The following is a 15108-nucleotide window of genomic DNA, read 5'->3' on the forward strand; positions in this document are numbered from 1 at the left end:
CAACTGGCTAAAGAAGCAGCCGAGCGTGCAGAAGCAGAGCGCCAAGCACAACTGGCTAAAGAAGCAGCCGAACGTGCAGAAGCAGAGCGTCAGGCACAACAAGCTAAAGAAGCAGCTGAGCGTGCAGAAGCAGAGCGTCAGGCACAACAAGCTAAAGAAGCAGCTGAGCAAGCAGAGGCAGAGCGCCAAGCACAAGAAAAGCCAAAAAAAGAAGGGTTCTTCTCTCGTCTTAAAAAGGGATTATTAAAAACCAAAGCGAATATTGGCTCAGGTTTCGCTTCAATCTTCAAAGGTAAAAAGATTGATGATGAGTTATTTGAAGACCTTGAAACTCAATTGTTAACGGCTGATATTGGTGTAGAAACCACCATGAAGCTAATCGATAACCTAACAGACGCCGCAGATAGAAAGCAGCTCAAAGATGGTGAAGCGCTGTATGACTTAATGAAAAAGGAAATGTCGGAAATCTTAAAAACGGCTGAACAGCCGCTAGAAATCCCATCCGACAAAAAACCCTATGTTATCTTAATGGTAGGTGTTAACGGCGTTGGTAAAACAACGACAATTGGTAAGCTTGCAAAGCAATTCCAAAGTGAAGGTAAGTCGGTTATGTTAGCTGCGGGTGATACTTTCCGTGCCGCTGCGGTTGAGCAATTACAAGTCTGGGGCGAAAGAAACAGCATTCCAGTGATTGCACAGCACACAGGTGCAGATTCAGCTTCGGTGGTATTTGATGCATTCCAAGCTGCGAAAGCACGAAATGTTGACGTGTTAATAGCTGATACAGCAGGTCGACTCCAGAATAAAGATAATTTGATGCAGGAGCTTGAAAAAATAGCGCGGGTAATGAAGAAATTAGATCCCGATGCACCTCACGAGGTCATGCTTACTATTGATGCTGGAACAGGCCAGAATGCTATTAGTCAGGTTAAGCTATTTAATCAAGCAGTTGGACTGACGGGGATCACATTGACTAAATTGGATGGTACTGCAAAAGGTGGGGTGATTTTCTCTGTAGCAGATCAATTTAAAGTACCAATTCGCTACATTGGTGTTGGTGAGGGAATTGATGATTTACGTACCTTCAAGAGTGATGACTTCATTGAGGCATTATTCAGTCAAGAATAAGTAAAGCGTTCAATAATAAAGCGGGCAAATTTGCCCGCTTTGTCGATTGCCTAATTGCTACCATAGCCAAGGATAGAGCGCCAACGGCAATAATAAGTATAAGAGGCCAGCATGATTAAATTTGAGCAAGTTAGCAAAACTTATCCCGGTGGACATAAAGCACTTGAAAAGGTGAGCTTTGAACTAGCTAATGGAGAGCTTGCATTTTTAACCGGTCACAGTGGAGCAGGTAAAAGTACATTGTTGAAGCTGGTTAGCGTAATGGAAAGACCATCGGCAGGACATGTTTATATAAACGGTGTAGATCTGAACACAGTAACTAACAGGCAAGTTCCTTTTGTACGCAGAGACATCGGGATTATTTTTCAAAACCATCGCCTACTAGAACGTTATAGTGTTTTTGATAATGTCGCTTTGCCATTAGTTATCGAAGGTACACATCATAAACAGATCACCAAACGAGTTCATGCTGCATTAGACAAAGTGGGTTTGTTAGACAAGTTAAGATGTCATCCAAGTGTTCTATCAGGAGGAGAGCAACAAAGGGTAGGGATTGCAAGAGCTATCGTAAATTCGCCGCCGTTACTACTCGCAGATGAACCCACTGGAAACTTAGATCCTGAGTTGTCTATGGAAATCTTGAACCTGTTCGAGGAATTTAACCATCATGGCACCTCAGTATTAATTGCGACCCATGACCTTGGCCTGATCGCCCGAATGAAGTATCGCAGCTTTACACTGAATCAAGGACGCATGTTGCAAGATCCTCTAGCGGAGAATTTATTATGAGCTTGCTGTTTAAAGGCCGTGGAAATCAGATTGAACAAGATAAAAAGTCAATATTTCACCATTTTTACTTTTTTTGCTTAATGATCATTCGTCAAGGGGTGCAAAGCTTAGGTGAAATGTGGCGTACCCCGATGGCTTCTTTGATGACTATTTTGGTGCTTGGGTTAAGCCTAACTTTACCAGCAACCCTTTATGTTGTTGTTAAAAATGTTCAGCAAGTAAGTAGTGGTTTTAAAGAAGCATCAGAAATTTCGCTGTTTGTGAAAGAAGAGATGTCCGAGGCACAAACGCAAACCTTGGTAAAACGGTTAGCACTCTACCCTGAAATAGAAAAAGTCGTGCTGGTAAGTAAAAATCAAGCTCTCGAAGAATTTAAAACTATGTCAGGTTTTGGCCAAGCACTTAATTATTTAGATGAAAATCCGTTACCCGATGTTGTTTTAGTGACGCCAGTAAGTCGATATCGAAAGCCGCAAGCCGCAGCTGAGCTTTTGTCCAAGCTGGAAAAAGAACGTGAAGTTGACTTTGGTAAGCTCGATATTGAATGGCTTGAGCGACTTAATGCGCTACTAGGACTGCTAAAAGAAAGTGTTATTACTGTAGGTTTCCTGTTACTTAGTGCAGTTATCTTAATTATTGGTAATACGATACGATTATCCATTATGGATAAAAAAGAAGAAATACAAGTATTGAAGCTCGTTGGCGCAACCAATGCGTTTATTCAGGCGCCGTTTCTTTGGACTGGCGTATGGTATGGCATAGTCGGTGGGCTAGTTGCTTTTATATGTGTCGCCCTTATGCTGTGGTGGTTAGAGTCTGCTGTTTCAGCGGTGGTGGGCGTATATCAAAGTAGCTTCGTATTGCAAGGCCTGGTAGGTAACGAACTTTTAGTATTACTTGGCACTGCAGTCACACTAGGGTTTATTGGCTCTTTTCTTTCTGTACAGCGTTATATTAAAGAAATAGAGCCGGATAAGGTCTAATACTAATGTAGCCAAATTTTTGCCTTGCCTACGTGAATGTAGGTACTTTGGCAATAGCAGGAGGCGGAAGCAGTGTTATCGACAAAGTTTTCTCGCCTCAAAATAGCAAGCTTAATTTATATAATTGGTATAACCAGCTGCTAGAGAGGCATTTACAACCTGAAGCTCAGGTTAGTTAACGCGCTAAACGTAAAAAGATGATGAGTTTAGCGTTGTCATAAAAAAATAATATCGTTGATATTTATCAATCATTGTTTTTATTTTTCTTTTAATTCATATGGTTACTCTCTATTTTTGATGAAGGTATAAAAAGGTTGATTTTATACCATAGATAAAGTAGATTGCATTTAGCACTCTAGATGTTAGAGTGCTAAACATACACGAACGGTTTATCACTGAGGTGAAAAATGACTAAAGATTTATACGCACTAGCACTAACTGGGCAACAAAGCGCGAGCGTTGAAGGTTACCTTCAATCGGTTAGCACAATACCTATGCTTGGCGCTGAGGAAGAGAAAGAACTTGCGACACGCCTTCAGGAGGAAGGGGATCTTAACGCGGCTAAGCAACTGATCATGTCTCATTTGAGATTTGTTGCACATATTGCGAAAAGTTATTCAGGCTACGGCTTACCTCAAGCAGACTTAATCCAAGAAGGTAACATCGGATTAATGAAAGCGGTAAAACGATTTGACCCGAGTGTAGGTGTGCGACTAGTTTCTTTTGCAGTGCATTGGATTAAAGCTGAAATTCATGAATATGTACTAAAAAACTGGCGTATTGTAAAAGTTGCGACTACCAAAGCGCAGCGTAAATTATTTTTTAACCTACGCAAAAATAAAAAGCGTTTAGGTTGGTTTAACCAAGATGAAGTGACGACAGTTGCTAATGAGCTTGGTGTAAGTGAGAAGGAAGTGCGTGAAATGGAATCACGCATGGCTGGCCAAGATATGGGCTTTGACTTGTCCGCTGATGAAGATGAAGGGCAGACAAGCAGCTTTTCACCAGTGCAATACCTAACTGATACCAGCAGTGATCTTGCTGAAGAGGTTGAGCAAGAGCAATGGCAAGAGCAATCACATAACCGCTTATTTGCGGCGCTGAAAACGCTTGATGAGCGTTCTCAAGACATTGTTAGTGCGCGTTGGCTTGCTGATGAAAAGGCAACTCTACAAGAGCTTGCTGAGAAATATAATGTCTCAGCAGAGCGTGTGCGCCAGTTAGAGAAATCAGCAATGAAAAAGTTGCAAAGTGCCATGAGCTAATTATTTGCAACTTATGATAAATCGTGTGTGAAATGCCGCTGTCCTAGCGGCATTTTATTTTTAATTTTAAATCAATGCTTTAACTGGCATATTCTCTCAAGCTTCTCGCATTCTTTAAACTATCACTTCTTTGAGCTTACAAGTGTTCGCTAATTTTACTATAATGCGCCAGATTTTAGTTCTGGAGTGGTTAAATTGATTGCCATTATACGAATTCTTCTATTAGCAATATTTATCATTACTAGCGGTATTGTAGGATTGCTATTGTGTATTGTACGCCCATTTCATGCCAACAATGTCCATACAATTGCAAGGTGGTATGGCTACATGTCTCGATTTATTGGGGTTGAACTGGTTATAACAAGGCATAAAAAAGCCAAAGATGTAGTGCCTGCAATGTACATCGCAAATCATCAAAATAACTATGATTTGTTTACTTTACCTGCCATTGTGCCTCAAAACACGGTGAGCATGGGCAAAAAAAGCTTAAAGTGGATCCCTTTCTTTGGCCAAATGTATTGGTTATCAGGCAATATTTTAATTGATAGAAGTAATCGCTCAAAGGCGCTTGGGACTCTTTCAAAGTCAGCTAAAAAGATCACTGAATCTAAGCTATCTGTTTGGATGTTTCCTGAAGGGACGAGAAGTTATGGACGAGGGTTGTTACCATTTAAGACAGGCGCTTTTCATACTGCAATAAGCGCCAATGTGCCGATTATCCCAGTATGTATGAGCTCTACACACGAACAAATAAAGTTAAACCGTTGGAACAACGGGAAAGTATATATAGATATGCTTGAGCCTGAGTATTTAGACCCAGAAATTCCTGCAAGGGATCATGCGGTACGGATCCATGCTAAAATGGCACAAAGAATAGCTGAACTAGATGCAAAAGCGAGATTGAAATAATGGAAAACTGGCGTGAAATAAGTGAAGACATCGTTTCTTCATTGCTGGAAGATGGCTCAAACCCTGAGACTTTATACGAGGTTGAACATCATTTTGTATGTGAAGACTTCGACAAACTAGAAGCTGCAGCATTAGCTGCGTTTAAGCTTGGTTATGATGTTGAAGAGCCTGCTGAGCTTGAGCTAGAAGACGGTGGTAAAATTTGGGGCTTTGATGTTGTTGTAGAAGCTGAGCTTGACACTGATGTAATTATGGAAGATGTGGAAAAGCTTGAAAAGGTTGCAATGGATACTGGTGTTGAATATGACGGTTGGGGAACTTATTTCCAAGAGTAGTCACTGCCTCTAGCCCTGCTTGCAGGGCTTTTCACTCGTCTGATTATGTTATTGTCTCTTTGTACAAAACCTGCTCACATTGATTTTCTTAATGCTTGCAATTTATCCATACATTAGTGTGAATTTATTCTGAATTGATGGTGTTTTATCTAATTCAATGGTATTAATATTGATTGGCTAACTCGCAGTGTAAATGATCCATGCAGATTATTCTCCCTATTGAAGATCTTAAACCCGGTATGTTTGTAGATAGTGTTCACAAGCATAGATCTGACGCGGGTATTAAGATTAAATCGCGGGGAATGGTTAGAGATGAATCGATCATTCAAAAGCTCATAGACAAAGGGGTACTTGAGCTAACGATAGACTTTACACAAAGCGATATTCCCATACCGCAAAAGTATCAAAAACCACAAGAGCCAGCCCCTCAAACAACTGAAGATGAACCCGAGACGAAGCCCAAGCAGGGAATTGAGGGCAATTTATCGACAGCGCGTAGCAAGCCCAAAAGTAAGCGAAAGGTACAAACTAAAGAGCAAACATTACAGCAAGAATTTGCTGTTGCAATGCAGAAGTTTGAAAACAACAATCGTAAGATCCAAAGCTTGTATGGTGATGTTACCTCAGGCTTGAAAGTTGACATGACGCTGATTAACGAAGTGAGCAAAGATATTGTCGCCTCGGTGCTACGTAACACGAATGCTATGGCGATCTTAACTCGGATCAAAGACAAAGATGGCTATAACTGGCGTCATATGACTAACTGTGCCATTTTGATCACGGTATTTGGAAAACACCTAGGCTTACAGCCCCATATTATTGAACAGTTAGCCACAGGAGCGATGTTGCATGATATTGGTCATGCGAAGTTGCCACAAGGGTTAATTAATAAACCAGGTCACTTTACAGAGCTTGAGTACAAGGCGGTGAAAAAACACGTCGCACAGTCGTTAGGACTCAGTAAAGGGGAAGCTGGGATAACCCCTATCATGCTAGATATGATTATAAATCATCACGAGCGGTTAGACGGTACTGGGTATCCTCGCGGAATTAAGGGGGATGCACTGAGTACTGCGGCGAGGATGATGGCGATTGTTGATGTATACGATGCTATTACCTCGGATCAGTATCACAAAGAAGCTGATGAGCCGATTAACGCACTGCGCTTTTTGTTATCAAGTAAAGCACAATTTGATCCAATCCTTGTACAACGTTTTATAAAGTGTATGGGGGTGCATCCCGTAGGTACTATTGTAAAGCTAACAAACGAACGTTTGGGGCTGGTGCTTGAAGGGAATAAACATGCGCCAACCGCACCCTTGGTTCGGGTATTTTATAATACCAAGCACTTGCATCATGTGACCGCCAAAGATGTAGATCTAAGTGGGTCTGATATTAAAGTGATTGCCAGTGTGCGGCCATTAGATTACCAAATCAATCTTTCTCGTTTGTTAAGAGATCAACTGCTTATTTAACCAAAGTTCAGGTTTTTTAGGGTTTTGAGTGTGCAGCGGGAGAAAAGGCATTTTTACAACGTCGTTTAAGGTTCTGCCACCTTGCTGAAAGTAACGCCCCTGTCATACAACTTGCCATCATCAGGATCCACAACAAAGTTCCCTTTTCCGAATGTAATGCTGAACAACTGAGTAGCAAAGAAAGTAACGCCGCAACAATCGAGCCTAGCCAGAATTGGCTCACAGGATTATCGCACTCTCCAGCATGGCGACAAGCACAATAGTTTGCTTTACAAAGACAATAAACACTAATACCACAAAATGCTAAAGCGAAAAGTAGTAATGCTATTGACATGATGTTCTCCTTGCTAGGGTAGCCATTCAAAAATGAATTCACACTTAGACCCAAGAGTTTATATAAGAGTCGCAAAGTCGTCAATGATATTAATAACTATTATCATTTGCGTGGTTTTGCTCATCCGATGAGTATGTAAAGTGCGTAATTTGTACGTTAAATGTTCACTTAATCTCCAAAAAGTCGCAAAAAAGGAGATTTCTAGTCAGCTTTTAGGTAGGGTGTCTGGAATTTAATATTCAACCTATTTGTAAAGTGACAATAGCTAAGTGTCTGAGCTCACTCAATGAGCTGGTGTAACTCAGCTAGATGTTCATAAAGCGTAGTTTTTTAGTCATTGGCATGTCAGTGATAATTACACAGGGGATCAGAGAATGAACAAAGTATTATTAGGTCTTATAGCCTCGGGTGCGATTTTATCGTCTTCGCAGGCATTAGCAGCTGCTTTTCAGCTAGCTGAGCAAAATGTATCTGGACTTGGCCGTGCTTATGCCGGTGAGGCTTCTGTGGCTGATGATGCCTCAGTTGTTGCCCGTAACCCAGCGCTAATGGGGCAGTTATCTGGTACTCAGCTTTCTGTGGCGGCTATGTACGTACAGCCTGATGTAAGCCTAACAGGGACGAGTACAAACAATGGTGTTCCAGCTGTAGCACTAAATGACAATAGCATCGCACCAAGCGCAGTTATTCCAGCGGTTTATGCCACTCACAAGTATAACGACAAGTGGTCCATCGGTGCAGGTGTATACTCGCAGTTTGGCTTAGCGACAGAGTTTGATGAAGATTATGTTGCCGGTCAAATCGCCGGTGAAACTGAAATTGTGACTGTGAATGCCGGTATTTCAGCTTCATATCAGGTAGACGAGCAGTGGAGTGTTGCATTAGGTGTGAATCATGTCTATGCCGATGCAAAAATTATCCGTAACTTAGGTGCGAATAACTTAGGTCAACCAGCAAGCCTTGAAGCGGTACATCTTGAAGGCGACGATACAGGCTTTGGTTGGAACGTAGGTGTTGCTTATCAAATCGATGAAAACAACCGTCTTGGTTTCCATTACCGTAGCGAAACAGACATCACTTTTGATGGTCACTTCCGCAGCGCGTTACCAGTAACTTTGGGTGGAACGAGTAATGCGTCTGTTCCAGGCTATGTCGATATCACACTACCTGCAATCGCTGAAATTTCTGGTTCACATAAGTTAAATGCGGCGACCTCTGTACACTACAGCGTATTGTGGACAGGATGGAGCAGCTTTGATGAGCTACAAGCTATCATCGGTACTTCTAAATCAGCATTCACAAAAGAAGAAAACTTCTCGAACTCGCTACGTTTTGCATTTGGTGCAGATTACCAGCTAAATGACTATGTTAAGTTACGTGCGGGTATGGCTTATGATGAGTCGCCAGCGGATGAAAACTTACTGTCGATTTCAATCCCAGATACAGACCGTACTTGGTACTCTTTTGGTGCTGAATACACGTTACCAAATCAAGCAACTCTTGACTTCGGTATTAGCTTGCTAAGAGGTAAGACACAAAACTTTATCGAGACTGACAAAGCACAAAGCCAGTGGGGCTTCCGCTCAAAAGGTCATGCGATGGTATTTGGTCTTCAGTATAACCACACGTTCTAATCGCAACATCATTTTAGAACACAAAAAAGCGGCTCGTTGGCCGCTTTTTTATTAATTAAAGCATGGACTTAAGTTGGTATAGTAAAGCATGTGCTTGCTTCGGTGTCATCTCATCTGGATCGGTATCTGCGAGCAGTGCCTCTACCTCAGACGGTTCGTTGGCCAACAGGAGATTTTGTTGTATTGGTGCTTGTGTGGTGCTCGTTTGTTCACCAACCACACTTTGATGCAGCTCCAATAAAGCGAGTTTTTGCTTAGCCATTTTGATCACCGCTTTTGGCACCCCAGCAAGGCTCGCAACTTGTAAACCAAAGCTCTTACTTGCTGCACCTTCCATGACGGTATGTTTGAAGGCGATAGTATCATTATGTTCAATAGCATCAAGATGCACATTGACAAGACCTGCTTGTTGCTCTGCCAGTTCAGTAAGTTCGAAATAGTGAGTGGCAAAAAGTGTTTTGGCTGCTATTTTGCTTGCAAGATAATCTGCTGTGGCATAGGCCAAAGATAAACCGTCATAAGTACTGGTGCCACGACCTATTTCATCCATCAATACCAATGACTGTGCCGTAGCATTATTCAAAATGGTGGCCGTTTCAGTCATTTCAACCATAAAGGTTGAGCGCCCTGAAGCAAGATCATCGCTGGCTCCAATTCGAGTAAAGATACGGTCGACCAAACCGATAGTGGCAGCACTTGCAGGTACATAGCTACCTATATGCGCCATCAACACAATCAGCGCAGTTTGACGCATGTAAGTCGATTTACCTCCCATATTGGGCCCGGTGATAATGAGCATTCTACGCTCACCATTTAACTTAACTGGGTTGGCAATAAAGGGCTCTTTACTAACCTGTTCAACAACTGGGTGGCGGCCATCGAGCAAGTCGATTTCTGTTCCTTCGGTTAGAGTCGGCTTGCAATAATCGAGTGTTTGCGCACGTTCTGCTAAGGTATTTAACACATCTAAATCTGCAAGTGCTGCGGCCATTACTTGTAACTGCTCAATGTATGGCGCAATCAGTTCAAACAATTCTTCATAAAGACGCTTCTCAAGCGCAAGTGCTTTTGACTGGCTACCAAGTACTTTGTCTTCATGTTCTTTCAATTCAGGAATAATGTAGCGCTCATTATTCTTCAGTGTTTGTCTGCGAATGTATTCTGCTGGTACTAAATGTGAATTGGCACGGCTGATCTCAATGTAAAAGCCATGGACTCGGTTGTAGCCAATTTTGAGCGTTGATATTCCTGTGCGTTCACGCTCACGCTCTTCGAGCTTTTCTAACACATCGGTTGCTCCTGCGCTCAGTGCGCGGAGCTCATCTAATTCTGCGTGGTAGCCTTCTGCGATTACACCACCATCACGGATCAGTACGGGGGGATTATCAATAACGGCACGTTCTAATAAATCCTGTAATTTAGGCAATACCGGTGACTGGTTAATAATGGATTGAATACGGGGATCTTTAGCATCATGTAAAATATCGTGCAGAGGTGGCAGCGCTTGCAGTGCATTTCTCAGTCTGGTTAGATCTCTTGGTCGGGCAGTATAGAGTGCAAGGCGAGCAACAACTCGCTCTATATCACCAATTTGCTTCAGTGCATCATAGACTTCCATACATAGCTGCTGTTCTATCAGGCAGGCGATGGCATTCAGGCGAGAATGTAGTTCTTGGCGCTGACGCACTGGGGTGTGAATCCGACGTTTTAATAGTCGCGAGCCCATCGCTGTTGAGGACTTATCTAATATCTGGGCAAGGGTATTTTCAACTCCACCAGATAAATTGACCGTCAACTCTAAGTTTTTACGTGTTGCAGCATCTAAGATCACTGCATGCTCATTTTTTTCGAGCGTAATGGCTCGAATATGGGGGAGTGCTGTGCGCTGTGTATCTTTTACATACTGCATGACGCAGCCCGCTGCGATAAGCCCCATTTCTGCTTTTTCAACACCAAAACCAACTAAGTCGCGTGTTTCGAATTGTTGGCAAAGTAAATGTCTAGCAGTATCTAAATCAAACTCCCAATCAGGGCGGCGGCGGCTACCTTTTATAGATTCAAGCACTAAAAGATTTTGAAACGATTCTGGATACAGCAACTCCGCAGGTTGTAGACGCTGTAGTGTTGAACTCAATGCTTCATCCGTTTTTAGCTCAACAATGTTAAAGCTACCCGAGTTTATATCTAAATAAGCGACGCCATAGCCTAATTGTTTTGGATGTTGATAGACCGCGGCTAACAAATTATCTTGGCGTTCTTGCAGTAGAGCTTCGTCTGTTACTGTTCCTGGTGTAACAATACGCACGACTTTTCGCTCAACAGGGCCTTTACTTGTCGCAGGATCGCCTACTTGCTCGCAGATAGCTACTGATTCACCAAGCTGTACCAAGCGTGCTAGATAATTTTCTACCGCATGATAAGGAACGCCAGCCATAGGAATTGGGTTGCCACCGGCTTTACCACGATATGTTTGTGAAATATCTAAAAGCTGTGCTGCTCTAATGGCATCGTCAAAAAAGAGTTCGTAAAAGTCTCCCATGCGATAGAACAGCAAAATTTCTTGATGCTGAGCTTTTATTCTCAGGTATTGCTGCATCATTGGGGTTTGTTGGTTTATAGTGTGTTCTGAATAAAGATCTGACGACATTGTTGATACCTAAAAGGTTTTCCTATGGAGCACTACAAAGAGATAGCCGAATTTGCGGCACAATTGGGCGCTATTCTAACGAATAAAGGCGTAACAATCACTACCGCAGAATCATGTACTGGTGGTGGGGTAAGTTACGCATTAACAGATACCCCCGGGAGTTCTGCTTATATTGAACGATGTTTTGTTACTTATAGTAATCAAGCTAAACATGAATTATTAGGTGTATCACAACAGACACTAGATCAATATGGTGCCGTGAGTGAACAAACCGTGTTAGAAATGGCGCAAGGTGCTCAGCGCGCTGCGAATGCCCAAGTTGCTATTGCGGTATCAGGCATTGCAGGACCATCGGGTGGCAGTGTTGATAAACCCGTTGGCACCGTGTGGTTTGCCGTTGCAAATGCGACACAGGTACTTGCTTTTCATCAAATTTTTGCTGGTGATAGAGCAAGTGTTAGGTTGCAAGCCATTGAATTTGCTTTGAAAAAGACCATGATGATAGTAAATTCATAAAATTATACTTGATACTGTAATTTCATACAGTATACTAGGTGTCATTAGGCTGAATTGGAGAAGCAAATGAACGATAACAAGCAAAAAGCACTAGACGCAGCACTATCACAAATTGAGCGTCAGTTTGGTAAAGGCTCAATTATGAAGCTAGGTGAGAACAAGGCACTAGATATTGAAGCCATCTCAACTGGTTCACTAGGTCTAGATATTGCGCTTGGTATTGGTGGCTTACCAACAGGTCGTATTGTTGAAATCTATGGTCCAGAATCATCAGGTAAAACAACGCTCACATTACAAGCGATTGCCGAAGCGCAAAAGCTAGGTAAAACCTGTGCTTTCGTTGATGCGGAACATGCACTTGACCCAATTTATGCAGAAAAGCTTGGTGTAAATGTTGATGAGCTTTTAGTGTCGCAGCCAGATACTGGTGAACAAGCGCTTGAAATCTGTGACATGCTAGTACGCTCTGGTGCAGTTGATGTGGTTATTGTTGACTCAGTAGCGGCGCTAACACCAAAAGCAGAAATTGAAGGTGACATGGGTGACTCGCACGTAGGTCTGCAAGCTCGTCTGATGTCTCAGGCGCTGCGTAAGCTTACAGCTAACATCAAGCGTTCAAACACACTATGTGTTTTCATTAACCAAATTCGTATGAAAATTGGTGTAATGTTTGGTAACCCAGAGACAACAACAGGTGGTAACGCACTTAAGTTTTACGCTTCAGTTCGTTTAGATATTCGTCGTATTGGTTCGGTAAAAGAAGGTGACGAAGTCGTTGGTAACGAAACACGTGTTAAAGTTGTTAAGAACAAAGTGGCACCACCATTTAAACAAGCTGAGTTTATCATCATGTATGGTGAAGGTACCTCTAAGCAAGGTGAGCTGATCGACCTTGGGGTTAAACATAAGCTCGTTGATAAAGCAGGTGCATGGTTTAGCTACAAGGGCAATAAGATTGGTCAAGGTAAAGCTAACTCAATTAAGTTCTTAAAAGAAAACGTTGAGATTGCCAATGAAATTGAAGGCAAGCTGAGAGAAATGCTACTAGCACAAGCTACCATTCCTGAAGATGCAGAAGGCAAAGATCTTGCAGAAGCTGAGGACGATTTAGAGCTATAACCTAATTAGCCAATAGCAACATGTGTTTATTGGCTGTAGTGACTATGGTAGAAAAGCCCGACATCAGATGTCGGGCTTTTTGCGTTTTACGATAAGTTTACTTTTGATAACAAGGAGATAGTTATCGATTAATTCGAATGGATTACGAATTTTGATATAAAAATTTATTAGCCATCTTTACTTGTGCCTATTCAGCCGCTTTTTCAATGAGTTATATTCTTTAGAGAGACATGAGAAATAATGAATATCAATGAAAGCAGAAAAATTAGGCAAATTGGGATGATCTCAACTATGGTTTTCTGGTAAAATCTGCGCCTAATTTTTTCTAAGTGAATTTGCAATGGGTAAAAACGTCGTTGTATTGGGCACCCAGTGGGGTGACGAAGGTAAAGGTAAAGTAGTTGACCTACTTACAGATAAGGCTTCTTTAGTTGTTCGCTATCAGGGCGGGCACAACGCGGGCCACACACTAGTAATTAACGGTGAAAAAACAGTACTACACTTGATCCCATCAGGTGTTTTACGTGAAGACGTTAAATGTGTGATTGGTAACGGTGTGGTACTTGCGCCAGACGCATTAATGAAAGAAATCCATATGCTTGAAGAGCGTGGTGTTCCTGTACGCGAGCGTCTATTGATCAGCGAAGCGTGTCCTTTAATCTTGCCTTACCACGTTGCACTAGACCAAGCGCGTGAACTTGCACGTGGTGAAAAAGCCATTGGTACAACCGGTCGTGGTATCGGTCCTGCATACGAAGATAAAGTTGCACGTCGCGGCCTACGTGTTGGTGACCTTTTCAACCCAGAGCAATTTGCAGCGAAACTAAAAGAAGTACTAGAGTTCCATAACTTTGCTTTGGTCAATTACTACAAAGTAGATCCAGTTGACTTCCAGAAGACATATGATGATGCAATGGAAGTTGCAAAAGTACTTAAGTCAATGATTGTTGACGTTACTGAACTACTTGATCAAGCACGCAACGCCGGCGACCATATTCTATTTGAAGGTGCGCAAGGTACATTGCTTGATATCGACCATGGTACTTATCCGTATGTAACCTCTTCAAATACGACAGCTGGTGGCGTTGCAACTGGTGCGGGCTTCGGTCCTCTACACTTAGATTACGTTTTAGGTATTGTTAAAGCTTATACAACTCGTGTTGGTTCAGGTCCTTTCCCTACAGAGCTTTACGACGGCCAAGACAAGCAAGACCCAGTTGGCAGACATTTAGGCGAGAAAGGCAACGAGTTTGGTGCAACAACTGGTCGTCTCCGTCGTACAGGTTGGTTTGATGCAGTAGCGATGCGTCGTGCTGTGCAAATTAACAGTATCAGCGGATTCTGCTTAACTAAACTAGATGTGCTTGATGGTTTAGAAAAAGTAAAAATCTGTACAGGTTACCAGCTTGAAGATGGCACGGTGACTAACGTGACACCTCTTGCCGCAGAAGGCTATGAAAAAGTAACACCTGTATATGAAGAAATGCCAGGTTGGAGTGAAAACACTTTCGGTGCAACTTCTGTTGAGCAGCTACCTGAAGCTGCTATCAACTACATCAAACGCTTAGAAGAAATTACAGGCGTTCCTATTGATATTATTTCAACTGGTCCTGACCGTGTTGAAACCATGATTGTACGTAACCCGTTTACTGAATAATCTGCTATCAATCTAAAAAAGCTGCAAATGCAGCTTTTTTTGTGTCTATTTTCCTACAAGTTTTCCTACTCCTGCCGATATTAAGGTTAGTATGTATGCTGGCTGCTGGGCTACTATTCATTAAATTGCTTTTGCGGTGATAAAGTTATCTCTACAGCCTGCTATAGTTATTACCAATAAGGTTTAACACTTGCTCAGTTTGAAGGCGTAAATCTAACGTTAGCTGTATTAAATTTTTTGTTTAGCGCAACTAATACCAATTTGACTTAATACTTGCTCAATTTGAAGGAGTAAGTCTGACGCTAACAGCGTTAAAA

13 protein-coding genes are annotated in these 15108 nt (G+C 42.2%); 11 read left to right on the forward strand and 2 right to left on the reverse strand.

All coding sequences use genetic code 11. The annotated features are described in order from the left end of the window. The 7 genes from ftsY to D9603_RS12990 all read left to right on the forward strand — a co-directional run. Positions 1–1128: signal recognition particle-docking protein FtsY (gene ftsY, locus D9603_RS12960; RefSeq protein WP_128731626.1), on the forward strand; the 1128-nt coding region annotated here is incomplete at its 5' end. 111 nt (positions 1129–1239) lie between these two features. Further along, positions 1240–1917: a cell division ATP-binding protein FtsE gene (ftsE, locus tag D9603_RS12965; RefSeq protein ID WP_125252101.1), complete on the forward strand. Its 678-nt coding sequence runs from the start codon at positions 1240–1242 to the stop codon at positions 1915–1917. Continuing rightward, positions 1914–2900 (forward strand): permease-like cell division protein FtsX, encoded by a 987-nt coding sequence (ftsX, locus tag D9603_RS12970; RefSeq protein ID WP_128731627.1) that lies wholly within the window; start codon positions 1914–1916, stop codon positions 2898–2900. Before ftsE ends, ftsX begins: the two co-directional genes overlap by 4 nt. A gap of 407 nt (positions 2901–3307) precedes the next feature. Next, the gene (rpoH, locus tag D9603_RS12975) at positions 3308–4165 is read left to right on the forward strand and encodes an RNA polymerase sigma factor RpoH (protein ID WP_125252099.1); all 858 of its coding nucleotides are present in this window, start codon (positions 3308–3310) and stop codon (positions 4163–4165) included. Between the two features lie 195 nt (positions 4166–4360). Beyond that, positions 4361–5074 (forward strand): 1-acylglycerol-3-phosphate O-acyltransferase, encoded by a 714-nt coding sequence (locus D9603_RS12980; protein WP_176032580.1) that lies wholly within the window; start codon positions 4361–4363, stop codon positions 5072–5074. Further along, positions 5074–5409 carry a ribonuclease E inhibitor RraB gene (rraB, locus tag D9603_RS12985; RefSeq protein WP_125252097.1) on the forward strand — a complete coding sequence of 112 codons (336 nt, stop codon included), beginning with the start codon at positions 5074–5076 and terminating at the stop codon, positions 5407–5409. Before D9603_RS12980 ends, rraB begins: the two co-directional genes overlap by 1 nt. Before the next feature lie 200 nt (positions 5410–5609). After that, a complete protein-coding gene (locus D9603_RS12990) occupies positions 5610–6884 on the forward strand; it encodes an HD domain-containing phosphohydrolase (protein ID WP_125252096.1) in 1275 nt (424 codons plus the stop codon). Positions 6885–6900: 16 nt separating this feature from the next. Here the strand turns inward: D9603_RS12990 and D9603_RS12995 are convergent, their stop codons facing one another. Next, entirely contained in the window at positions 6901–7218 is a 318-nt protein-coding gene (locus tag D9603_RS12995; protein WP_125252095.1) for a hypothetical protein, read from the reverse strand. A 374-nt stretch (positions 7219–7592) separates the two neighbouring features. Here D9603_RS12995 and D9603_RS13000 point away from each other — a divergent pair, with 374 nt between their 5' ends. After that, positions 7593–8852 (forward strand): outer membrane protein transport protein, encoded by a 1260-nt coding sequence (locus D9603_RS13000; protein ID WP_128731628.1) that lies wholly within the window; start codon positions 7593–7595, stop codon positions 8850–8852. A gap of 55 nt (positions 8853–8907) precedes the next feature. On the opposite strand, the gene mutS is transcribed toward D9603_RS13000, so the two are convergent. After that, positions 8908–11499 carry a DNA mismatch repair protein MutS gene (mutS, locus tag D9603_RS13005; protein ID WP_128731629.1) on the reverse strand — a complete coding sequence of 864 codons (2592 nt, stop codon included), beginning with the start codon at positions 11497–11499 and terminating at the stop codon, positions 8908–8910. Positions 11500–11523: 24 nt separating this feature from the next. On the opposite strand from mutS, the gene D9603_RS13010 reads away from it, so the two are divergent. The 3 genes from D9603_RS13010 to D9603_RS13020 all read left to right on the forward strand — a co-directional run bounded on the left by D9603_RS13010 (position 11524) and on the right by D9603_RS13020 (position 14791). Continuing rightward, complete coding sequence (locus D9603_RS13010; protein ID WP_128731630.1) at positions 11524–12015, forward strand: nicotinamide-nucleotide amidohydrolase family protein; 492 nt, start codon at positions 11524–11526, stop codon at positions 12013–12015. Between the two features lie 66 nt (positions 12016–12081). Then, positions 12082–13134, forward strand: a complete 1053-nt coding sequence (gene recA / locus D9603_RS13015) for a recombinase RecA (protein WP_128731631.1) — start codon at positions 12082–12084, stop codon at positions 13132–13134. Between the two features lie 340 nt (positions 13135–13474). Next, positions 13475–14791 (forward strand): adenylosuccinate synthase, encoded by a 1317-nt coding sequence (locus D9603_RS13020; protein ID WP_125252090.1) that lies wholly within the window; start codon positions 13475–13477, stop codon positions 14789–14791. Positions 14792–15108: the final 317 nt, after the last annotated feature.

This window comes from Pseudoalteromonas sp. PS5, from assembly GCF_004103255.1.
In the GTDB taxonomy this organism is placed as follows: Bacteria; Pseudomonadota; Gammaproteobacteria; order Enterobacterales; family Alteromonadaceae; genus Pseudoalteromonas; species Pseudoalteromonas peptidolytica.